Raw genomic sequence first — 16,220 nt, 5'->3', positions numbered from 1 at the left:
CCATAGGAAAACTCTAACTTCCCGAATCTATCGAACTATCTGCACCTGACATCAAGCAGCAACTGAATAATTCTGTGACACTTCTGGCTTATACAAGACAGATAACCAAAACGCAGCTTCGCAGAAATATTACAGCCTTATTCAGGGGCTACATAATTAAAAAAGGACGCCGAAGCGCCCTTTACTTCACTACATCTTGATTACCAGTGGAAATCAAACTTGTAGCCTACACCGATGTTGAATGACCAGGGGTCAAATTCATAATCACCACCGAATCTGTGACGATAAAAGAAATTATCGTTATCAACATCAAACCAGGAAGCATCAACCTCAATATCGGTATCAACATCATAGTAAATAGCTGCAAGGTTAATCAGCCAGCTACTATCGTGACCGAAGTTAAAGTCAACCCCGATTTGCCATGTGTAACCCCAGTTGTCGCTCAAATTTGCGCGTCCACGGTCCCAGGGGCGGAAGATGTCAATGTCATCAACCTCACGCCACCAACCCCAATTTCTCAGGCGCTCATCGGTAAAGTCGGTGTAGTTAATACCAACTCCCATATAAGGCTGAACCATACAGCTGGGATCGAGAGGGTAATAATTCAGATAGGCGGCCGTAATTTGAGGCTTCCATCTGAGAAAGTCACCGTGGCGAAAATTATCTTCAAAATCTCGATTAAAACGATACAACCAGGGTCTGCGGTCTCCTCCTGTGTGACGGTCACCCTGGGTGTAACTCAGGGATACACTCATGTGGTCAGTGGCCCGCCACTCTACATTGATAAACCAGCCCCACTCATCACTGGGATCGACGTTGGAGCGGAATGCACCCCAATCATCAATAAAATCATCATCCCCCAAGAGGAACCTGTCAGCAAACGTGACATTATCCGAATTGGGTGAGATGTAGGCCGCACCAATTCGAACCTTGAACTCCTGGGTTTTTGGTGGGGGAGGGGCATAGCCAGCCGGTCCTGCCGAAGCGACACTAGAGATTGCTAAGGCGAGGGGCGTCATAACGGGGATCAGAATACGCGTCATCTTCATTTGTGGTAACTCCATTGATATTCAGCAGATCAAACAGCAATCAGCCCAATCAATGGTCAGTCTAGTCGCACGAAGTAACAGCTGTAGATAAAACAATCAAATGTTGGCGTATAAAAAAGTATTTATTGTTTTTTGGCACTTAAACCATTTCTTGGCATTTAATTTTTCCATTAAAAGTGTGATTTTTAAAATGGATAGGCGCCTTTAGGAATTCTAGTGATCGCTAGTGCAAGTGTGGACTGAAGAGATCTAAAAATATAAACCAAGAGAAGCGCCAGTGAAGTGTCGGAATTACAACTATCAGGGGACTCGTTAAGCTTTAGATGGCACAAAAAGAAACCAGAAAAATTCTGGGTAGATAGCTTGCAGGAAAATCACCGTAGACCCCTAGGCTGGGGCCCACCCGAACCGCACTAAATAAAGCGCTTAGTACTACTTTTTTCCGCCTCCCTGACACTCAGGGCTCTGAGGAGCCTGCCCTTCCCACTCTTCAGGGCTGTATGTGTGAAGCGCGAGAGCATGTATGGGACCGGCCATTTCCTCGGACAAAGCCGCATAGACTTTTTGGTGACGCTGAACTTTTCTTGCCGAATTGAAAGCCTCACTCACTAACACGACCCGAAAGTGCATTTCAGCGCCTGCAGGCACATTGTGCATATGACTTTCACATTGCACTTCAATATGCTGAGGGGAAAATTCTACTGTCAACTTTTCTTTTATTGTCTCGACAAGACTCATCTATTAACTCCTTATATTAAAGGCAAATTACGAAAACCTAACTGACAACCTTCGCCCTCTGCTTTCGCGCCTCAACTATCGCTTCATATGCGACAGTAATACTTTTCATCTGGTCATCGGCATGGCGCATAAATTCTTCAGGCAAGCCTTTTGAAGCGATTTTATCAGGGTGATATTCTGCAGCCTTTCTTCGATATGCCAATTTAAGGTCCTTATCACTGGTCTCTGGAGTGCATCCCAACACCGCGTAATGCTGTTCAAGAGCTACAGCTGTACTCCTGCCTCCATGGGCAAACTCATTTTGCATTGCGGCAAACAGGGATTCATGCAGCCCTAGATCGATAGTGATACGTCTTAATATTTCCTCTTCCGCGCTATGTAATTCACCATCGGCATAAGCAACAGCAAATAACAAGCGGTACACCATCTCCCGCATTGACTCATCGCGAACCAACTGGCGGTACTGTTTTGCGTAATCATAAATGCTGTACTTGTCAGTCTTGGCATTTTCAAATATTCGGATCGCATGCTTGCGTTCTTCAGCTCCCAAACGGAGGTTATTTCGAATAAATCCTTCTATAAATTCCACTTCCGCTTTAGAAACCAAGCCATCAGCTTTAGCCATTTTCGCCAGCATCGAAAACAGAGTGACGATAAAGATAGTTTGAGCTCCATCCCTGCTCAGGGCCGAAGCAGCTTTTCCCAGTCGCTGCTGCAAACTGGAACCAAATGAGCTGCCAATCCAGGCCCCTAATGCCGCACCGATTGGACCACCAATCATAAAGCCAAAGCCAGCACCTAACCCCGCCCCTAACCAGGACATACTCTCTCCTAGACGCTAACAATTGCGCCCTGCTAAACCAGAATTAAATAAGTACAAGGCGCCTATCATACCACGTACTTCGGCGCCTAAATTCCCGTATATGAACAATCAGTCACCAGTCAACAGAACTGGACCCGCCAAGTCTATCTTTTGACGCCCTAATCAATCTTGAGACTGTCACTAGACCTCAAGCCCAATTATGTTTTGAGGGTGAAACCCAATTTAAAGGCAAGCCGAATGAAAATACGGCCAGGCATAGTTCCTTTACGCTCACTATTGGCCTTAGGCGCCTTAGTCTACCTCCTGTTAAGCGGATGCGATCAGCGTCAAGAAGCCTCTCAGCAAGAGGCAGCCAACGACGCACCGGGACATCAGGACTGGGAAACTATCGTAGAGGTCCTCCTCCACCCTCGCTGCCTTAATTGCCACCAACTGGAGATGCCATTAATAAATGAAGGCTCTCCCCATGTTCCACGTGTAGAGCGCGGTCCAGATGATATGGGGGCGGGCACCATGCGTTGCAATAACTGCCACTCCAATACGAACAACCCCGTGACCGGCGCGCCGGGAGCGCCAGGCTGGAAGATGGCACCCATTGAGCTGAACTGGTCACAAATGTCATCGGCTCAGATCTGCAAGCTGCTAACCACCCCTCAGGACAATGGAGGGCGTACACTGACCGGTCAGTTGGAATTTATCAGTGAGAACCCACTGGCCATTTGGGGATGGCATCCCGGAGACAGCCGGCAACCAGTGAATATTCCCCACGAGAAAGTTGTAGAAGCGATGAAAAACTGGATCGCAGTGGGTGCCCCCTGCCCCCCTGAGGGAAACACAGACTGAAGCACACTGTCTTATTGAGAAGGATAAGCCCCAGGGGGGCAAGCCAACACGTCCTCCAGGCTTTCCCGTTTAGGTCTGGTGTTTAGCCAAAAGTTAAAATAATTACTTTGTAACAGTCCTGATAATCAACATCGCTGGGGCTGCTGGCGTATTTAATAATATTCGGGGAGCTCTTATGGCCTGGAATTTGACACTTGATCACCTGAAAGCCTGTTACGAGAAAGGCATTGTCACACCCCGTGAATTAATAACAGAGTTACTTGAGCAATCCCAGCAACAATCTGACTTCAATGCTTGGATTACTTTACTGTCGCCAGAACAATTAGAACCCTATCTATCAAAATTAGAGAGTGCACGCCCTCAAGATCTACCTCTGTACGGCATCCCCTTTGCCATTAAAGATAATATTGACCTCGCTAATGTGCCCACCACTGCTGCCTGCCCAGACTTTACTTATACCCCCAAAGAGAGTGCCTTTGTTGTAAAAATATTGATCAGAGCCGGTGCAATTCCACTGGGAAAAACCAATCTCGACCAGTTTGCTACCGGTCTGGTAGGTGTTCGCTCTCCCTATGGTGAAGGTAAAAATGCATTTAATCAGGACTATATCTCCGGAGGAAGCAGTGCCGGTTCAGCAATTTCCACTGCGCTCGGTCAGGTAAGCTTTGCCCTTGGGACAGATACAGCAGGATCTGGTCGTGTACCCGCAGCAATAAATAACCTGATTGGCCATAAGCCTACAAGAGGCCTCCTGAGTACTACCGGGGTGGTTCCGGCTTGCAAAAGTCTCGACTGTGTTTCTATCCTGGCACTCAATTGCCACGATGCTGCCACTATTCTCGATATAACAGCGGTATTCGATTCCCATGATATTTACAGCCGCACAAATCCACACTTCAACAGACTCAGGTATTTCCAAGAAGGTGGTTCAACCAATGTTTCTCCTTTTTATTTTGGGGTCCCTGAAGAACTGTATTTTCAAAATAACCAGCAGGCCCAGGCGCTATTTAAACAATCAGTCGAGAAACTGGAGAACCAGGGCGGCATTGTAATTAACCTGGACTTTGATCCATTTATAGAGGCAGCAAAGCTTCTTTATGAAGGACCTTGGGTAGCAGAAAGACTGATTTCAACCCAGGAGGTAAAACCTGAATCAATGCTGAAAGTAATCCGCTCTATCATCTGCTCAGCAGACTCAATAACAGCTACCGAAACATTTAAAGAGCAGTACCGTTTGAAGGAACTCAAACGCAATTGTGATAAAGCTATGGAGAATATTGACTTCGCTATTATTCCAACCCTACCCACTCCCTACACCCGAACACAAATAGCTGAACAGCCAATCAAGCTCAACTCAATCCTCGGCACCTATACTAATTTTATGAATTTGCTAGATTACTCAGCAACGGCTGTTCCCGTTGGTTTTCTGGACTCCGGTGTTAGCTGGGGGGTAACCTTATTTAGCCAAAAATACCGCGATATGGCACTACTAAATTATGCTAATAGTTTACATCGCAGTTGTAATTTACCACAGGGAGCTACAGGTATATTTCCAGAGGAGAAAGCCTTTGGAATCGAGCCTTATTATCAGCTTAAAATTCCTGACAGACAGATCAAGCTTGTAGTCTGTGGTGCCCACCTCCAGGGACAGCCTCTAAATTGGCAACTTACCGAACGGGGGGCAACACTGGTTAAAATAACGGAAACCAGTGAACGATACCGACTCTACGCCCTTCCCGGGAGAGATTCTCCCGCTATGATTCGCGATGAATCAGGTAGAGGCCAAACTATTCAAGTTGAAATCTGGCAGTTGCCAAGCAAATTCTTTGGCAGCTTTGTCGCTGCTATTCCTGCCCCCTTGTGCATAGGAAAAATAGAATTAATTACTGGAGAATGGGAAATGGGATTTATCTGTGAAAGTTCAGGTCTTCAAGGAGCCTCTGACATCACCTGTTTTGGTAGCTGGCTTGACTGGCTTAAGGCCAAGAAATCCTAGATGAGCAGGTCCAACCAATAATTGCTCTCCCCCACACCTACAACATAAAGATCTTCCCGAGAATTTATGGAATCACTTTCAACTCTGAGAATGATTCCCCCCATTTCCCGAACAAGTGCTTCTGGCAGGAACGCCAATAACTCTCCATCCATTACAAGTCGACAAAGAACACCGTAATCGTTCACTACTGCCTGCACCTTGCGAGAGTGGACATTTTCAGGCCAACCATCACTGCCGATTCCTCGCTCTTCGCCACAAAAAGGGGATATTCGCGGAGCCGCAAAGGGATATTGCAGAATATCTACCAGGTTAACTTGCTTCTCAAGACTTCGGCTTTTAGCCAGCGGATGCTCAGGCCCGGCGGCGACACACATAGAAGCTTCCCCCAGAGAATGCGCCTCCATCGAGGGCGACAGCTGGCCCAGGACAGACCCTGTCACCAGCGCTAAATCTACTTCCCCGCGCGCCAGCATACGCAAGGCAAGAGCCTCATAAGCTGAAGTTAATGACAAATGTACCCCTGTCTTGTGGATTAGCAGCTTTTTCTGGATAGTTACTCCCAATAGTAATTGCAGCATGGCAGGTGCAGCGATCCTGCACTCCAAATACTGACCAGAGCCACCAACCTCAGCGCGCGCCTTATTGGCTATCGCCACTATCTCAACAGCCCGACTTTGCAGTCGGCGCCCCGCATCATTGATTTTAAGCTGCTTGCCTACCCGGTCAAACAATCGGGCGCCCAACTCCTGCTCCAGCCTTTTAAGTATCTTACTGAGTCCACCTGGAGTGGTATCCAGCCGATCTGCAGAGCGTTGAAGGTTCTCTGTAGCGGCGATCACCAAAAACTTCTCAAGTGCTTCTATTTCCACTGTGGAACTAAACCTTTCTGATAGTGAATCGATTGATCACTAATGTACGCTTAGAATTACCGATATCCAAGTTGTACAAATAAAGAAGAACATATGAAGAACCTGCTGTTCAGTTGGGTGTTTTTGATCTGCTCAACATTTAGCTCCGCCCAGGAGTTAGCAAACCACAGAGACAAGTCCATGGGAGTTCACGGAATGGCCCTCTTCTCTGTAGAAGGGCTATTGATCGCCTCTCATATGCCTCTCCACGGAGGGCGACACAGTCATCAGGTATTGCTAAATTTGAAAGCTAAAATTCCAGTAGAGTTCGATGATTTATTTCAAAAAAATGACCTAATCAGCCTTAAACCAGAAAGATTCTCCCTGGACAAGTTACGCAACGGTGGGCTAAACAATTTTAAGGGCCAACTATACAAAGGCCACTTTGAACGCAATGGAAAACCTACCCTATCCCCTGTTACTTTTGAAGTAATAGGTCAGCTAATGAACAAGCCCCTGAGTCGGGAAGAAAATGGGCATTACCGGTTAATAAAACTCCAGGATCTAGCCCTTCTTGTTCACGAAATAGGCCCCACCCCCAGTTTCGACCAAATATTATTAGTTAGTATCAACCAGGATTTACCGAGTGTCGTTTACAATGACAGTGGTAAACCACTTTCAGAAAAAAACTGGCCCAAGAGCTTTACCAAAGCAGGTATCCAGTTAAAAAAACAATTGTATTTTGAAAGCCAGGATTTCCGCTAACATGACAAAACCAATTCTGGTTATTCAGCACGAAAAAAATGAGGGTCCGGGGTATATTGCCGACTGGGCAAAAGAAAACAAAATCCCACTAACAGTCATTCGCCCACAGGACTCACTGCTTCCCCAGGAGGGTTTTGGCGGAGTTATTCTCCTTGGGGGAATGATGAATATCTGTGATAGTCGAACCCTGCCTTGGCTTACCAGTGAAATTGAATGGGTGAAGCAGTTTGTGGAGCAACCGACCCCAGTATTAGGTATCTGCCTTGGGGCACAGATTCTTGCCCATATACTAGGAGCGGAGATCCACCCACTTCCCCAAGAAGAGATGGGCTGGCTGCCGATAAGATCTGCGGCATGCCCGTGCTTTAGCAACGTGCAGGTATTTCATGCCCATAGCTACTATTTCGAAATTCCAGAGGGCGCAAGGCGCTTGGCTGAATCTGACTTGTGTGCTCACCAAGCCTTTCTATTCGGCAAAACAATAATGGGGTTACAGTTTCACCTTGAATGGTCTAAAGCAGATATTGGCCAACTTTTTCCTGATTACCTAAAGACCTTTGACTCCCCTGAGAAGCTCCACCTGAAAGCCCGCGACTTACTATTTAAAATTCTCAACGCTCACTTTATAGAGCCATTCAGCCTTACTTTTAACAATATTGTCTCGGGAGAAATAAAAGAATAGAGACTACATCCCAGGGGAATTGGTCACCCTCAAGAGCCACCGTCCCCACCAACATCGATTAGCCGATCGTTTCCTTACTGCTCATCAGAGCATTTAATTCCACTTTCAAAGCAAACGCCACCACGCTGGGAGCAAATTTCGAGTAGCTTCCCTTTCGCTTCAACACGACTGAAGCCATTGGAGTGCATGCCTCCAGCTCTAGCATCCTTCATATAACAAGCCCATTTAGGGCGCTCATTAACCGGAAGCGGCTGAACTAATTGAGACTGAGCTTCGATACTTGCCTGTAGTTCCAGAATTAAATCCTGCAGCTGATGGACATTTTTCCGCAATCTAACAACTTCATTCTGCAAATCACGAATACCTTCAGGTTGCACATTCTGCTTATAATCAGAGCGTACCTCCTTGCGAAGCTTGATCACTTCTTTTTTCAGCAGGCGAACCTCCTCAGCCGTTTGATGGTTATCGTGAGCGAACACACTGGAGGAGAAAAGAGTGAGAAAAAGTACAATAGGCAAACTGCGCATAAGAGATACTTCCAAACAGGTTACGATTACAATTAATAAGCTGGTGTGGAATATAGCGCAATGAACCTTAACTCAAAATGAACTCTATCGAGCTGCAAAGGCCTGCTATCGATTTACTCCTATCGAAGCGGTAAAAAAGGCCAAAAAAACTCTAAATAAAGCCAGCTTTTTCAGAAAATAAAAAAGGGCGAACACTGTTCACCCTTTCCCATGAGGTTATTTGGTTTGAATTAACCGCCTGTCAAACTCCTCACCATACTGATCATTACACCCGCAGCTACCGCAGAGCCGATAACACCGGCTACGTTGGGTCCCATTGCATGCATCAACAGGAAATTGTGAGGATTGGACTCAAGCCCTACTTTGTTAGACACCCGGGCAGCCATGGGTACGGCGGAAACACCGGCAGAGCCAATCAAGGGGTTAATTTTGTGTTTGCTGAATACATTGATCAGCTTCGCCATCAGTACACCTGCCGCCGTGCCAATCGCAAACGCCACAATACCTAAAGCCAGGATACCCAGAGTTTTGGGGTCCAGGAATTTGTCTGCCGCCAATTTCGAACCGACCGACAAGCCCAGGAAAATAGTAGTGATATTGATCAGGGCATTCTGGGCAGTATCCGATAAGCGGGATACCACACCGCACTCACGCATCAGGTTACCAAAGCAGAACATACCCAGCAGCGGTGCAGCGGCAGGCAGGAACAGGGCCACCAAAATAAGCAGCAACATCGGGAACGCAATTTTTTCCCGCTTGCTCACATGGCGCAATTGCACCATTTCAATTTTACGCTCCTGCTCAGTAGTCAGGGCACGCATAATCGGCGGCTGGATCATAGGTACCAGTGCCATATAGGAATAAGCCGCTACAGCAATCGCACCCAACAAATCCGGGGCAAGAAGACTGGAAACATAAATAGCCGTGGGACCATCTGCTCCACCGATAATACCGATTGCAGCGGCATCGGCGATAGAGAAGTCCATAATTCCCGCTACCGAGAGACCCACAGCACCGAGCACCGTAGCAAAGATCCCGAACTGGGCAGCCGCGCCCAGGAATAAGGTGCGCGGATTGGCGAGAAGCGGACCGAAGTCAGTCATGGCCCCCACGCCCATAAAAATCACCAGCGGAGCAATTCCAGAAGCAATAGCCACGGAATAGAAGTTGTACAACATACCGTTATTGAAACCGGCATCCCGGGCAAACTCCGCCGCTTGCACCTGCACGGCTGCCGGCGCACTGGCCAAAGCTTCCTTCAACTCGGGCAGAGCTGAAGTGCTGTCGAGTCCCAGGATCTGGGCCATCTGGGCCAAAATTGCTGCATTACCCTGGGTAAGTGCCGTCTCTGCGGCGGAGAGTGCCAGATCGGCACCGGGAATATTGGCCAGGATTCCGCCGAAACCGATAGGTACCAAAAGCAAGGGCTCAAAGTTTTTGCGAATGGCCAAAAAAAGCAGGCCCAAGCCCACCAGAATCATAATGAACTGGCCCGATGCCATCTGCGCGACACCGGAGGAATGCCAAAGAGTAATTAGATTATCCACGTGTGACTCCTACCTTTGGCTACGCAATGGACAGCAGGGCATCACCTACCGCCACTGAATCGCCTTCTTTTACAGCCACACTGGCGACGCTACCGGCACGAGGGGCACTCACTACAGTTTCCATCTTCATCGCTTCCAGTACTAATACCGCCTGGCCTTCACTCACCTGATCTCCGGGCTTTACCATGACTTTGAAGATATTTCCGGCGAGTGGGGCATTAACCGGCTCACCTCCGGTAGCAGGCACGGAAGGTGCACTAGCTGCAGGTGCATGAGCACCACCGAACACCGGAGCAACATTGGTTAAGTCGCCACCATCGGCCACAGTGACGGTGTAGCTCTGCCCTTCCACCGTTACCGTGTAGACTTCTTCGCCTTTGTCGTTCTTGACTGCAGCACCTTCATTGCCAGTGGGCACCGGCTCAAATGCCTCTGGGTTGCCACGGTTCTTCAGGAACTTCAGACCAATCTGTGGGAAGAGTGCATAGGTAAGCACATCGTCGATTTCCCCCTCACCATCGGTCAGGGCCACATCCTGTTCACCGGCTTTCTCTTGCAGCTCCAAAGTTAACTTGTCCAACTCTGGCGCCAACAGGTCCGCCGGGCGGCAGGTAACCGGATTGGCTCCATCCAGTACCCGGACTTGCAGCTCCTGATTTACTTCTGCAGGCGTTGCACCGTATTCGCCTTTCAAGACGGCGGCAGTCTCTTTCGAGATCGACTTGTAACGCTCTCCAGTCAGAACATTGAGCACCGCCTGGGTACCCACAATCTGGGATGTGGGGGTAACCAGCGGGATACAGCCCAGGTCTTCACGCACCCGGGGGATTTCCTCGAGTACATCATCCAGGCGATCCCCAGCGCCCTGTTCGCGCAGCTGGTTCTCCATATTGGTAAGCATGCCACCCGGCACCTGGGCCACTAAGATGCGGGAATCTACACCTTTCAGGGAGCCCTCAAACTTCGAATATTTCTTGCGTACGTCACGGAAGTAAGCAGCGATTTCTTCCAGCAGATTGATATCCAGACCAGTATCCCGCTCGGTGCCTTCTAAAATCGCTACCAATGCTTCGGTAGGGCTGTGGCCGTAGGTCATGGACATAGAGCTGATTGCGGTATCCACGTTATCGATACCCGCCTCTATACACTTGAGAGCGGTGGCCGTAGACAAACCGGTTGTTGCGTGGCACTGCATGTGAATGGGGATATCCACGGCGGCCTTCAGACGCTTCACCAGCTCGTAGCCTTCATAGGGGCGCAGCAAACCGGCCATGTCCTTGATCGCAATGGAGTCTGCACCCAGATCCTCAATTTTTCGGCCCAGGTCCACCCATAAATCCATGGTATGCACCGGGCTCACAGTGTAGGAGATAGTGCCCTGGGCGTGCTTGTCTTGCTTCTTAACCGCAGCCAGCGCGGTTTTCAGATTGCGCATATCGTTCATCGCGTCGAACACGCGGAACACATCTACTCCATTGACTGCAGCTCGCTCTACAAACTTCTCAACCACATCGTCCGCATAGTGGCGGTAACCGAGAATATTCTGTCCCCTAAACAGCATCTGTTGGGGGGTATTCGGCATAGCTTTCTTCAGTTCGCGGATCCGCTCCCAGGGATCTTCGCCGAGATAGCGAATGCAGGAATCGAATGTGGCGCCCCCCCAGGACTCCAGTGACCAGAAGCCAACTTTATCGAGCTTCTCAGCAATCGGCAGCATATCGTCCAGTCGCAGTCGGGTAGCGAACAGTGACTGGTGGGCATCGCGCAGGACTACATCGGTAATCCCCAATGGCTTTTTAACCTCAGTCATGGGTTATCTCTCTCGGCAGAAATTGTTGGAAATTATTTGGAAGCGGATAGCGATTAGCGTCTTTTGCGATGCTGTTCAATCGCCGCTTTAATCACCGCATGTAAACGGGCCTTATCATTCCCGGCAGTGGGGGAAGGTGTGTGGGAGACGGGCTCCGCCTCGGGGAAATATCGGGAAATTATTCTGGACATAATGCCGGTACCGATCACCAGCAGTAACAAAAAAGTAAAAACAATCCCCATACCAAACAGGGTGATATCCAGCCCCTGTTGAAAAAGTGTTTCTTGCACTGTTTATTCCCCCTAGCACCAGGCAATAAAACCAGCCATCCTGGACGGTTTCACATGTGCCCGCAACACTATGAATTTACGTTTCTAATTACTTGGGACTGGCGAAATACCCCAATTGATATTTTATGTTCTGTATGACCTTACCTGCCACTTAGACAAATTTATTTTGCACAACCAATAAATTTGCCCAAGGAGGCCCCAGATAGACCAGATGTCCCAAATTTCTGCACATCAGAATCTTATTCCCTGAACCAGTAATTTCAACTGCAGTTGTACTTAATCTATTTCCATACAAAGCAGTTACAAAGGAATAAATTCGTGAGTTCCAAAATGCTGATAATTTTCTATTATCAATACAAGTTGCTTTTAAAATCAAACACTTATTGGTTTCAGGGGCAACAGAAGGACTTAACCATAGATGCCCATTTTTGGTGCGAGACATCAATAGACTGAGTTTATTTCTCCTATTTTTTTATACTGAAGAATGATCAATTTTGCGCCATTACAATAACTTGCTGATAGAATATGCGCTTTCCGATTCAAGATTTACCGCCAAACTGACTTATGACCAATAAGACACCTCCCCTAGAACCCAAAATCTATCAGGCGCCAATGGAGGGCGTGATCGACCATCATGTCCGCGCCCTGCTCTCTGCCATCGGAGGGGTGGATGTCTGTGTCACAGAATTTGTTCGCGTTACCAATACCCGTTTGCCCCGTAGGGTATTCACTCGTTTGTGCCCAGAAGTCGATAATGGAGCCAGGACCCCAAGCGGCATATCCGTACGGTTACAGCTGCTAGGTGGCAATCCTGGTGCAATGGCTATAAACGCAGTAAAAGCAGTTGAATTTGGTGCTAAAGCGATTGATCTGAATTTTGGCTGCCCCGCCAAGTCTGTAAATAACAGCGATGGCGGTGCCTGCCTACTGCAGAGTCCTCACAGGGTGGAAGCTATTGTGGGAGCCGTTCGCCGCGCTGTCCCGGAAAACATCCCAGTTACCGCAAAAATTCGATTGGGCTTTAATGATCGCTCTTCCTATATGGATAACGCCCAAGCTGCAGCGACTGGTGGTGCCAACGAGTTAGCGGTACACGCGCGCTCCAAAGTCGACGGCTATAAACCCCCTGCCTACTGGGAATATATTGGTGAGATCCGTGAAAAGCTGAAAATCCCAGTCATTGCCAATGGGGATATCTGGACACTTGAGGAATTTCAACGCTGCCGAGAAGTTACTGGATGTGAAGCATTTATGTTTGGTCGCAGTCTGCTGGCCAGACCAGATTTGGGCAGGCAAATAAAAGCCTATTGCGCAGGCGAGAGCTATTCAGCGATGGGCTGGCAGGAAATTATTGAAGTTCTCTGGGGTTACTATCAAACCACTCGGGAAGTTTACCCTTCCAAGTACCTTGGAAATCGAATTAAACAGTGGCTCGCCTATTTAAAATTAGCCTTCCCGGAAGCACAGTTATTCTTTGATAAAATAAAGCGCCTCAGGGAAGCCGAAGGACTCGATAAAGCTTTCTCCGAAGAACGGGAAATTCAAACATCAGCAGTTGAGGCAGCCTAATTTCCGGTACCCTGCCAGTATCCGAGTTGATACTGGCAGAGGCAAGACCTTCAGAGTTCCATTTTAGACTGCCGACTCAAGTAAGCAGGATTATAAAATTTCTCCGGTAACTGATGCGCAGTGCTGCTCTCATAGTGAACCCTCGTTTTAGTAGTCGCTTTAATACTATCTACTAAAACCATCTCCTCCACAAACAGCTCTTCGCCCCTGAACCCAGGTACGAAATGAGCAACTTTTGCCAATTTCCCGGACTTCAGGTAAAGCTCCGCCTGGATAGGAAAGTGACTCTCACCATCAAGCCACAGTGTTATCTTTTGATAGCTGGCCCCTTTGGTTTTCGCCTCCAGTTGAAGCTTGTAGGTCTGCTTATCCTTTAGAACTTCACTTGCTTCAAATTTGCCTTGATAATCCTGGCTCCAGGTCAGAGTTGCAATATCGCCAATTGACGCCTCTCCAAGTAATCTCTGCATTGGTGTAATACGGATTGGGCGGCGACTGCGGGGCATCAATAGCCAATAGTTATCTTGCAACATCAACATCTTTTGCCCTTCTTCACCAACGCCTTTAAATACCACCAGAGATTTCCTCTCAGGACGAGTATAAACGTGGAACCGATCCTGACTCTCCAGCTGACCACCTTTAAAAACCTGAATATTGGTGACAACTTTGGAAGACGCTTCCCCAATACGATATGAATCAGCTTTGGCCAACATGCTTTCAACCTGCACGGATGAGAATTCATCTCTTCCCTGATCAGTCTCGGCAAATAGAAAGGGAGAAAACATCATTAATAACCAAATAACCAAGCTGGTTCTGCCTATTTTTAATTTATACATGGACCAATGCCTCAGTAATCGGTTTATTGACACCTTTCCGCGCTGCCAGGAAGGATGAAAAAACACATATCGCAGCTATCACAACTGAAATCATCCAAGCCAGGTTAATAGAAAAATAAATATTCAAAGGATACCCTGTTGTCTTTCCAGGTGGTGGCGGCATAGTGATATCAAATACCATCAATCCAGCGCTTATCAGACCAGCCAAAATAATACCTGCTATAGAACCTACTACCGCCAATACCAGAGCCTCCAATATGAAACCTGTAATCAATTCCGCCTTAGATGCCCCCAGTGCAGAAAGGGTACCTATTTCCTGGGTTCTCTCCGTTACCGACATAGCCAAAGTATTGAAGAGCGATACAAAGATAACCATCGCCATGATAAAACCCATCAGACCAAATGTCCGGTCATAGAGATTTTTAACTCCCCGATAAATGAAGGCACGATCCTCCCAGCTGGTAATTTCTAACTCTGGAACTAACTGCCCCAATTGTTCCTGTAAAAGTTCTGCCTCATCAAGGTCATACCCGTAGATCGTCATGGTACTGACTCGATCACTATCCAACAGGAACTGAGCAGATTTTACCGAAATATAAACCTGGCGCTTATCCATATCAGGAACACCAGTACCGAAAATACCCCTCACTTTAAAGTCCATCGCATTGAGGGCTCCATGCACCGTAGAGGACATTAAAGTGACATAATCTCCTGGCTGCACCTTGAGGTTTCTAGCAAGATCCTTACCCAGCATAATTTCAGGGTCACTGATATCTTCGTTACTGGATAAAATACCGCCCTTAGTAACATCAAGAAATGGACCTTTTACTCGGAATTCGCTGGATAGTATTCCCTGCCCTAAAAAAATGGAGGACTTATCGCCATTGGAAATCAATCCCTGCAGATAAACCCTGGGTTGCACCGCCTTTATCCGATCCTCAAGCAGCAGCCGTTTACGCAATTCATGCGCATTATCCAAACCATTTTGTAGTGGGAACTCCTCATCAGAAGCAAAATATCCCGGCTGTGTTAACACCAGATGTCCTTCGCTTCGCGCGGCACCTTCTTTAAGAGACTGGTAAGTAAAGAGACCAAAGCCTCCGGAGACCATCAAAGCAGTCACTACGATGGAAACAATAGCAACGGTCAACAAGCTTCTGCGACGATTGCGCAATAAATTTAATATGGCGATTTTTAAGCGACGCATAAAGCTTCCCCCTGATAAATTACACCATCTATTAAATCAATAATCCTATCGCAATGGCGGGTCATACGATCATCGTGGCTGGCCACAATAAATGCGGTTTCTTGCTCCCGCCCCAAACCTTTCATTAGTTCAATAATCTGCTCCGCTGTTACACTATCTAAACTGGCTGTGGGCTCATCGGCTATCACAAGTCTGGGGTGGTGCACCAGAGCCCGGGCGATCGCTACTCTCTGCTGCTGACCTCCAGAGAGGCGACCCGGCCGGTATTTGGCAAACTGGGACAACCCCACATGATCTAACATAGCCATGACTCTCCGCTTAACCTCTCCCTCTTTAATTCCATTCAGAAGCAGGGGATAGGCCACATTCTCAAAAGCCGTCATTACTGGGACCAAATTAAATTTCTGAAACACAAAGCCCAAGTGTGCACGGCGGATCTCCTTTGCCTGCCGATAATTTCTAGTCATCACTTCACCAGAAAAGCAAACCTCGCCACTGTAATCTTGATCCAGTAGCCCGCAGATATTTAACAGAGTGCTCTTGCCTGAGCCCGATGGACCACATAGCGCCACCATAGTCCCCGCACGAATATGTAGGTTCACATCCCTTAGCGCCTGAAGCTGGATCTCACCGGAGGTATAAGTCTTTTCAATATGGGTTAGCTGTAACATGGATTCTCCACCTGATCGC

The 16,220-nt window shown here is 47.8% G+C and carries 17 protein-coding genes; 5 read left to right on the top strand and 12 right to left on the bottom strand.

Annotated elements, in window-relative coordinates; translation table 11 throughout:
• Positions 1–200: 200 nt before the first annotated feature.
• From BTJ40_RS07705 to djlA, 3 genes are all read right to left on the bottom strand, one after another.
• Positions 201–1,049 carry an OmpW family protein gene (locus tag BTJ40_RS07705; protein ID WP_157953963.1) on the bottom strand — a complete coding sequence of 283 codons (849 nt, stop codon included), beginning with the start codon at positions 1,047–1,049 and terminating at the stop codon, positions 201–203.
• 432 nt (positions 1,050–1,481) lie between these two features.
• Positions 1,482–1,787 (bottom strand): BolA family transcriptional regulator, encoded by a 306-nt coding sequence (locus tag BTJ40_RS07700; protein ID WP_108732544.1) that lies wholly within the window; start codon positions 1,785–1,787, stop codon positions 1,482–1,484.
• Positions 1,788–1,824: 37 nt separating this feature from the next.
• Positions 1,825–2,610 (bottom strand): co-chaperone DjlA, encoded by a 786-nt coding sequence (djlA, locus tag BTJ40_RS07695; RefSeq protein WP_108732543.1) that lies wholly within the window; start codon positions 2,608–2,610, stop codon positions 1,825–1,827.
• A 237-nt stretch (positions 2,611–2,847) separates the two neighbouring features.
• Here djlA and BTJ40_RS07690 point away from each other — a divergent pair, with 237 nt between their 5' ends.
• Both BTJ40_RS07690 and atzF read left to right on the top strand, forming a co-directional pair.
• Entirely contained in the window at positions 2,848–3,453 is a 606-nt protein-coding gene (locus BTJ40_RS07690; protein WP_108732542.1) for a hypothetical protein, read from the top strand.
• Between the two features lie 175 nt (positions 3,454–3,628).
• Positions 3,629–5,449 carry an allophanate hydrolase gene (gene atzF / locus BTJ40_RS07685; protein WP_108732541.1) on the top strand — a complete coding sequence of 607 codons (1,821 nt, stop codon included), beginning with the start codon at positions 3,629–3,631 and terminating at the stop codon, positions 5,447–5,449.
• Here atzF and BTJ40_RS07680 read toward each other — a convergent pair.
• Positions 5,446–6,318: a LysR family transcriptional regulator gene (locus BTJ40_RS07680; protein WP_108732540.1), complete on the bottom strand. Its 873-nt coding sequence runs from the start codon at positions 6,316–6,318 to the stop codon at positions 5,446–5,448. The two genes, atzF and BTJ40_RS07680, sit on opposite strands and share 4 nt — an antisense overlap.
• Before the next feature lie 93 nt (positions 6,319–6,411).
• On the opposite strand from BTJ40_RS07680, the gene BTJ40_RS07675 reads away from it, so the two are divergent.
• Complete coding sequence (locus BTJ40_RS07675; RefSeq protein ID WP_108732539.1) at positions 6,412–7,062, top strand: hypothetical protein; 651 nt, start codon at positions 6,412–6,414, stop codon at positions 7,060–7,062.
• Between the two features lies 1 nt (position 7,063).
• The gene (locus BTJ40_RS07670; protein ID WP_108732538.1) at positions 7,064–7,744 is read left to right on the top strand and encodes a type 1 glutamine amidotransferase; all 681 of its coding nucleotides are present in this window, start codon (positions 7,064–7,066) and stop codon (positions 7,742–7,744) included.
• 74 nt (positions 7,745–7,818) lie between these two features.
• Here the strand turns inward: BTJ40_RS07670 and BTJ40_RS07665 are convergent, their stop codons facing one another.
• The 5 genes from BTJ40_RS07665 to BTJ40_RS07645 all read right to left on the bottom strand — a co-directional run bounded on the left by BTJ40_RS07665 (position 7,819) and on the right by BTJ40_RS07645 (position 12,360).
• Positions 7,819–8,271, bottom strand: a complete 453-nt coding sequence (locus BTJ40_RS07665) for a hypothetical protein (protein WP_108732537.1) — start codon at positions 8,269–8,271, stop codon at positions 7,819–7,821.
• Positions 8,272–8,501: 230 nt separating this feature from the next.
• Complete coding sequence (locus BTJ40_RS07660) at positions 8,502–9,818, bottom strand: sodium ion-translocating decarboxylase subunit beta (protein WP_108732536.1); 1,317 nt, start codon at positions 9,816–9,818, stop codon at positions 8,502–8,504.
• A gap of 19 nt (positions 9,819–9,837) precedes the next feature.
• The gene (gene oadA / locus BTJ40_RS07655) at positions 9,838–11,628 is read right to left on the bottom strand and encodes a sodium-extruding oxaloacetate decarboxylase subunit alpha (protein WP_108732535.1); all 1,791 of its coding nucleotides are present in this window, start codon (positions 11,626–11,628) and stop codon (positions 9,838–9,840) included.
• Positions 11,629–11,681: 53 nt separating this feature from the next.
• On the bottom strand, positions 11,682–11,918 hold the full coding sequence (locus BTJ40_RS07650) for an OadG family protein (protein ID WP_108732534.1): 237 nt from the start codon (positions 11,916–11,918) through the stop codon (positions 11,682–11,684).
• Positions 11,919–12,069: 151 nt separating this feature from the next.
• Complete coding sequence (locus BTJ40_RS07645; RefSeq protein WP_108732533.1) at positions 12,070–12,360, bottom strand: hypothetical protein; 291 nt, start codon at positions 12,358–12,360, stop codon at positions 12,070–12,072.
• A 122-nt stretch (positions 12,361–12,482) separates the two neighbouring features.
• On the opposite strand from BTJ40_RS07645, the gene BTJ40_RS07640 reads away from it, so the two are divergent.
• On the top strand, positions 12,483–13,487 hold the full coding sequence (locus BTJ40_RS07640) for a tRNA-dihydrouridine synthase (protein WP_108732532.1): 1,005 nt from the start codon (positions 12,483–12,485) through the stop codon (positions 13,485–13,487).
• 50 nt (positions 13,488–13,537) lie between these two features.
• Here BTJ40_RS07640 and BTJ40_RS07635 read toward each other — a convergent pair whose 3' ends face one another.
• Genes BTJ40_RS07635 through BTJ40_RS07625 form a run of 3 tightly spaced genes read right to left on the bottom strand, consistent with a single transcriptional unit; the run spans position 13,538 to position 16,201 of the window.
• On the bottom strand, positions 13,538–14,323 hold the full coding sequence (locus tag BTJ40_RS07635; protein WP_202862869.1) for an outer membrane lipoprotein-sorting protein: 786 nt from the start codon (positions 14,321–14,323) through the stop codon (positions 13,538–13,540).
• A complete protein-coding gene (locus tag BTJ40_RS07630; protein WP_108732531.1) occupies positions 14,316–15,530 on the bottom strand; it encodes an FtsX-like permease family protein in 1,215 nt (404 codons plus the stop codon). The genes BTJ40_RS07635 and BTJ40_RS07630 overlap by 8 nt, the downstream gene beginning before the upstream one ends.
• Entirely contained in the window at positions 15,518–16,201 is a 684-nt protein-coding gene (locus BTJ40_RS07625) for an ABC transporter ATP-binding protein (protein ID WP_108732530.1), read from the bottom strand. The genes BTJ40_RS07630 and BTJ40_RS07625 overlap by 13 nt, the downstream gene beginning before the upstream one ends.
• Between the last annotated feature and the right edge of the window lie 19 nt (positions 16,202–16,220).

This window comes from Microbulbifer sp. A4B17 (assembly GCF_003076275.1).
In the GTDB taxonomy this organism is placed as follows: domain Bacteria; phylum Pseudomonadota; class Gammaproteobacteria; order Pseudomonadales; family Cellvibrionaceae; genus Microbulbifer.
This window is presented reverse-complemented; position numbering and strand designations above follow the sequence as displayed.

Excerpts from the sequence above, each read along its gene's own strand:
- BTJ40_RS07705 (WP_157953963.1), bottom strand. The coding sequence starts at position 1,049 with ATGAAGATGACGCGTATTCTGATCCCCGTTATGACGCCCCTCGCCTTA.
- BTJ40_RS07700 (WP_108732544.1), bottom strand. The coding sequence starts at position 1,787 with ATGAGTCTTGTCGAGACAATAAAAGAAAAGTTGACAGTAGAATTTTCC.
- djlA (WP_108732543.1), bottom strand. The coding sequence starts at position 2,610 with ATGTCCTGGTTAGGGGCGGGGTTAGGTGCTGGCTTTGGCTTTATGATT.
- BTJ40_RS07690 (WP_108732542.1), top strand. The coding sequence starts at position 2,848 with ATGAAAATACGGCCAGGCATAGTTCCTTTACGCTCACTATTGGCCTTA.
- atzF (WP_108732541.1), top strand. The coding sequence starts at position 3,629 with ATGGCCTGGAATTTGACACTTGATCACCTGAAAGCCTGTTACGAGAAA.
- BTJ40_RS07675 (WP_108732539.1), top strand. The coding sequence starts at position 6,412 with ATGAAGAACCTGCTGTTCAGTTGGGTGTTTTTGATCTGCTCAACATTT.
- BTJ40_RS07670 (WP_108732538.1), top strand. The coding sequence starts at position 7,064 with ATGACAAAACCAATTCTGGTTATTCAGCACGAAAAAAATGAGGGTCCG.
- BTJ40_RS07665 (WP_108732537.1), bottom strand. The coding sequence starts at position 8,271 with ATGCGCAGTTTGCCTATTGTACTTTTTCTCACTCTTTTCTCCTCCAGT.
- oadA (WP_108732535.1), bottom strand. The coding sequence starts at position 11,628 with ATGACTGAGGTTAAAAAGCCATTGGGGATTACCGATGTAGTCCTGCGC.
- BTJ40_RS07645 (WP_108732533.1), bottom strand. The coding sequence starts at position 12,360 with ATGTCTCGCACCAAAAATGGGCATCTATGGTTAAGTCCTTCTGTTGCC.
- BTJ40_RS07640 (WP_108732532.1), top strand. The coding sequence starts at position 12,483 with ATGACCAATAAGACACCTCCCCTAGAACCCAAAATCTATCAGGCGCCA.
- BTJ40_RS07635 (WP_202862869.1), bottom strand. The coding sequence starts at position 14,323 with ATGTATAAATTAAAAATAGGCAGAACCAGCTTGGTTATTTGGTTATTA.
- BTJ40_RS07630 (WP_108732531.1), bottom strand. The coding sequence starts at position 15,530 with ATGCGTCGCTTAAAAATCGCCATATTAAATTTATTGCGCAATCGTCGC.
- BTJ40_RS07625 (WP_108732530.1), bottom strand. The coding sequence starts at position 16,201 with ATGTTACAGCTAACCCATATTGAAAAGACTTATACCTCCGGTGAGATC.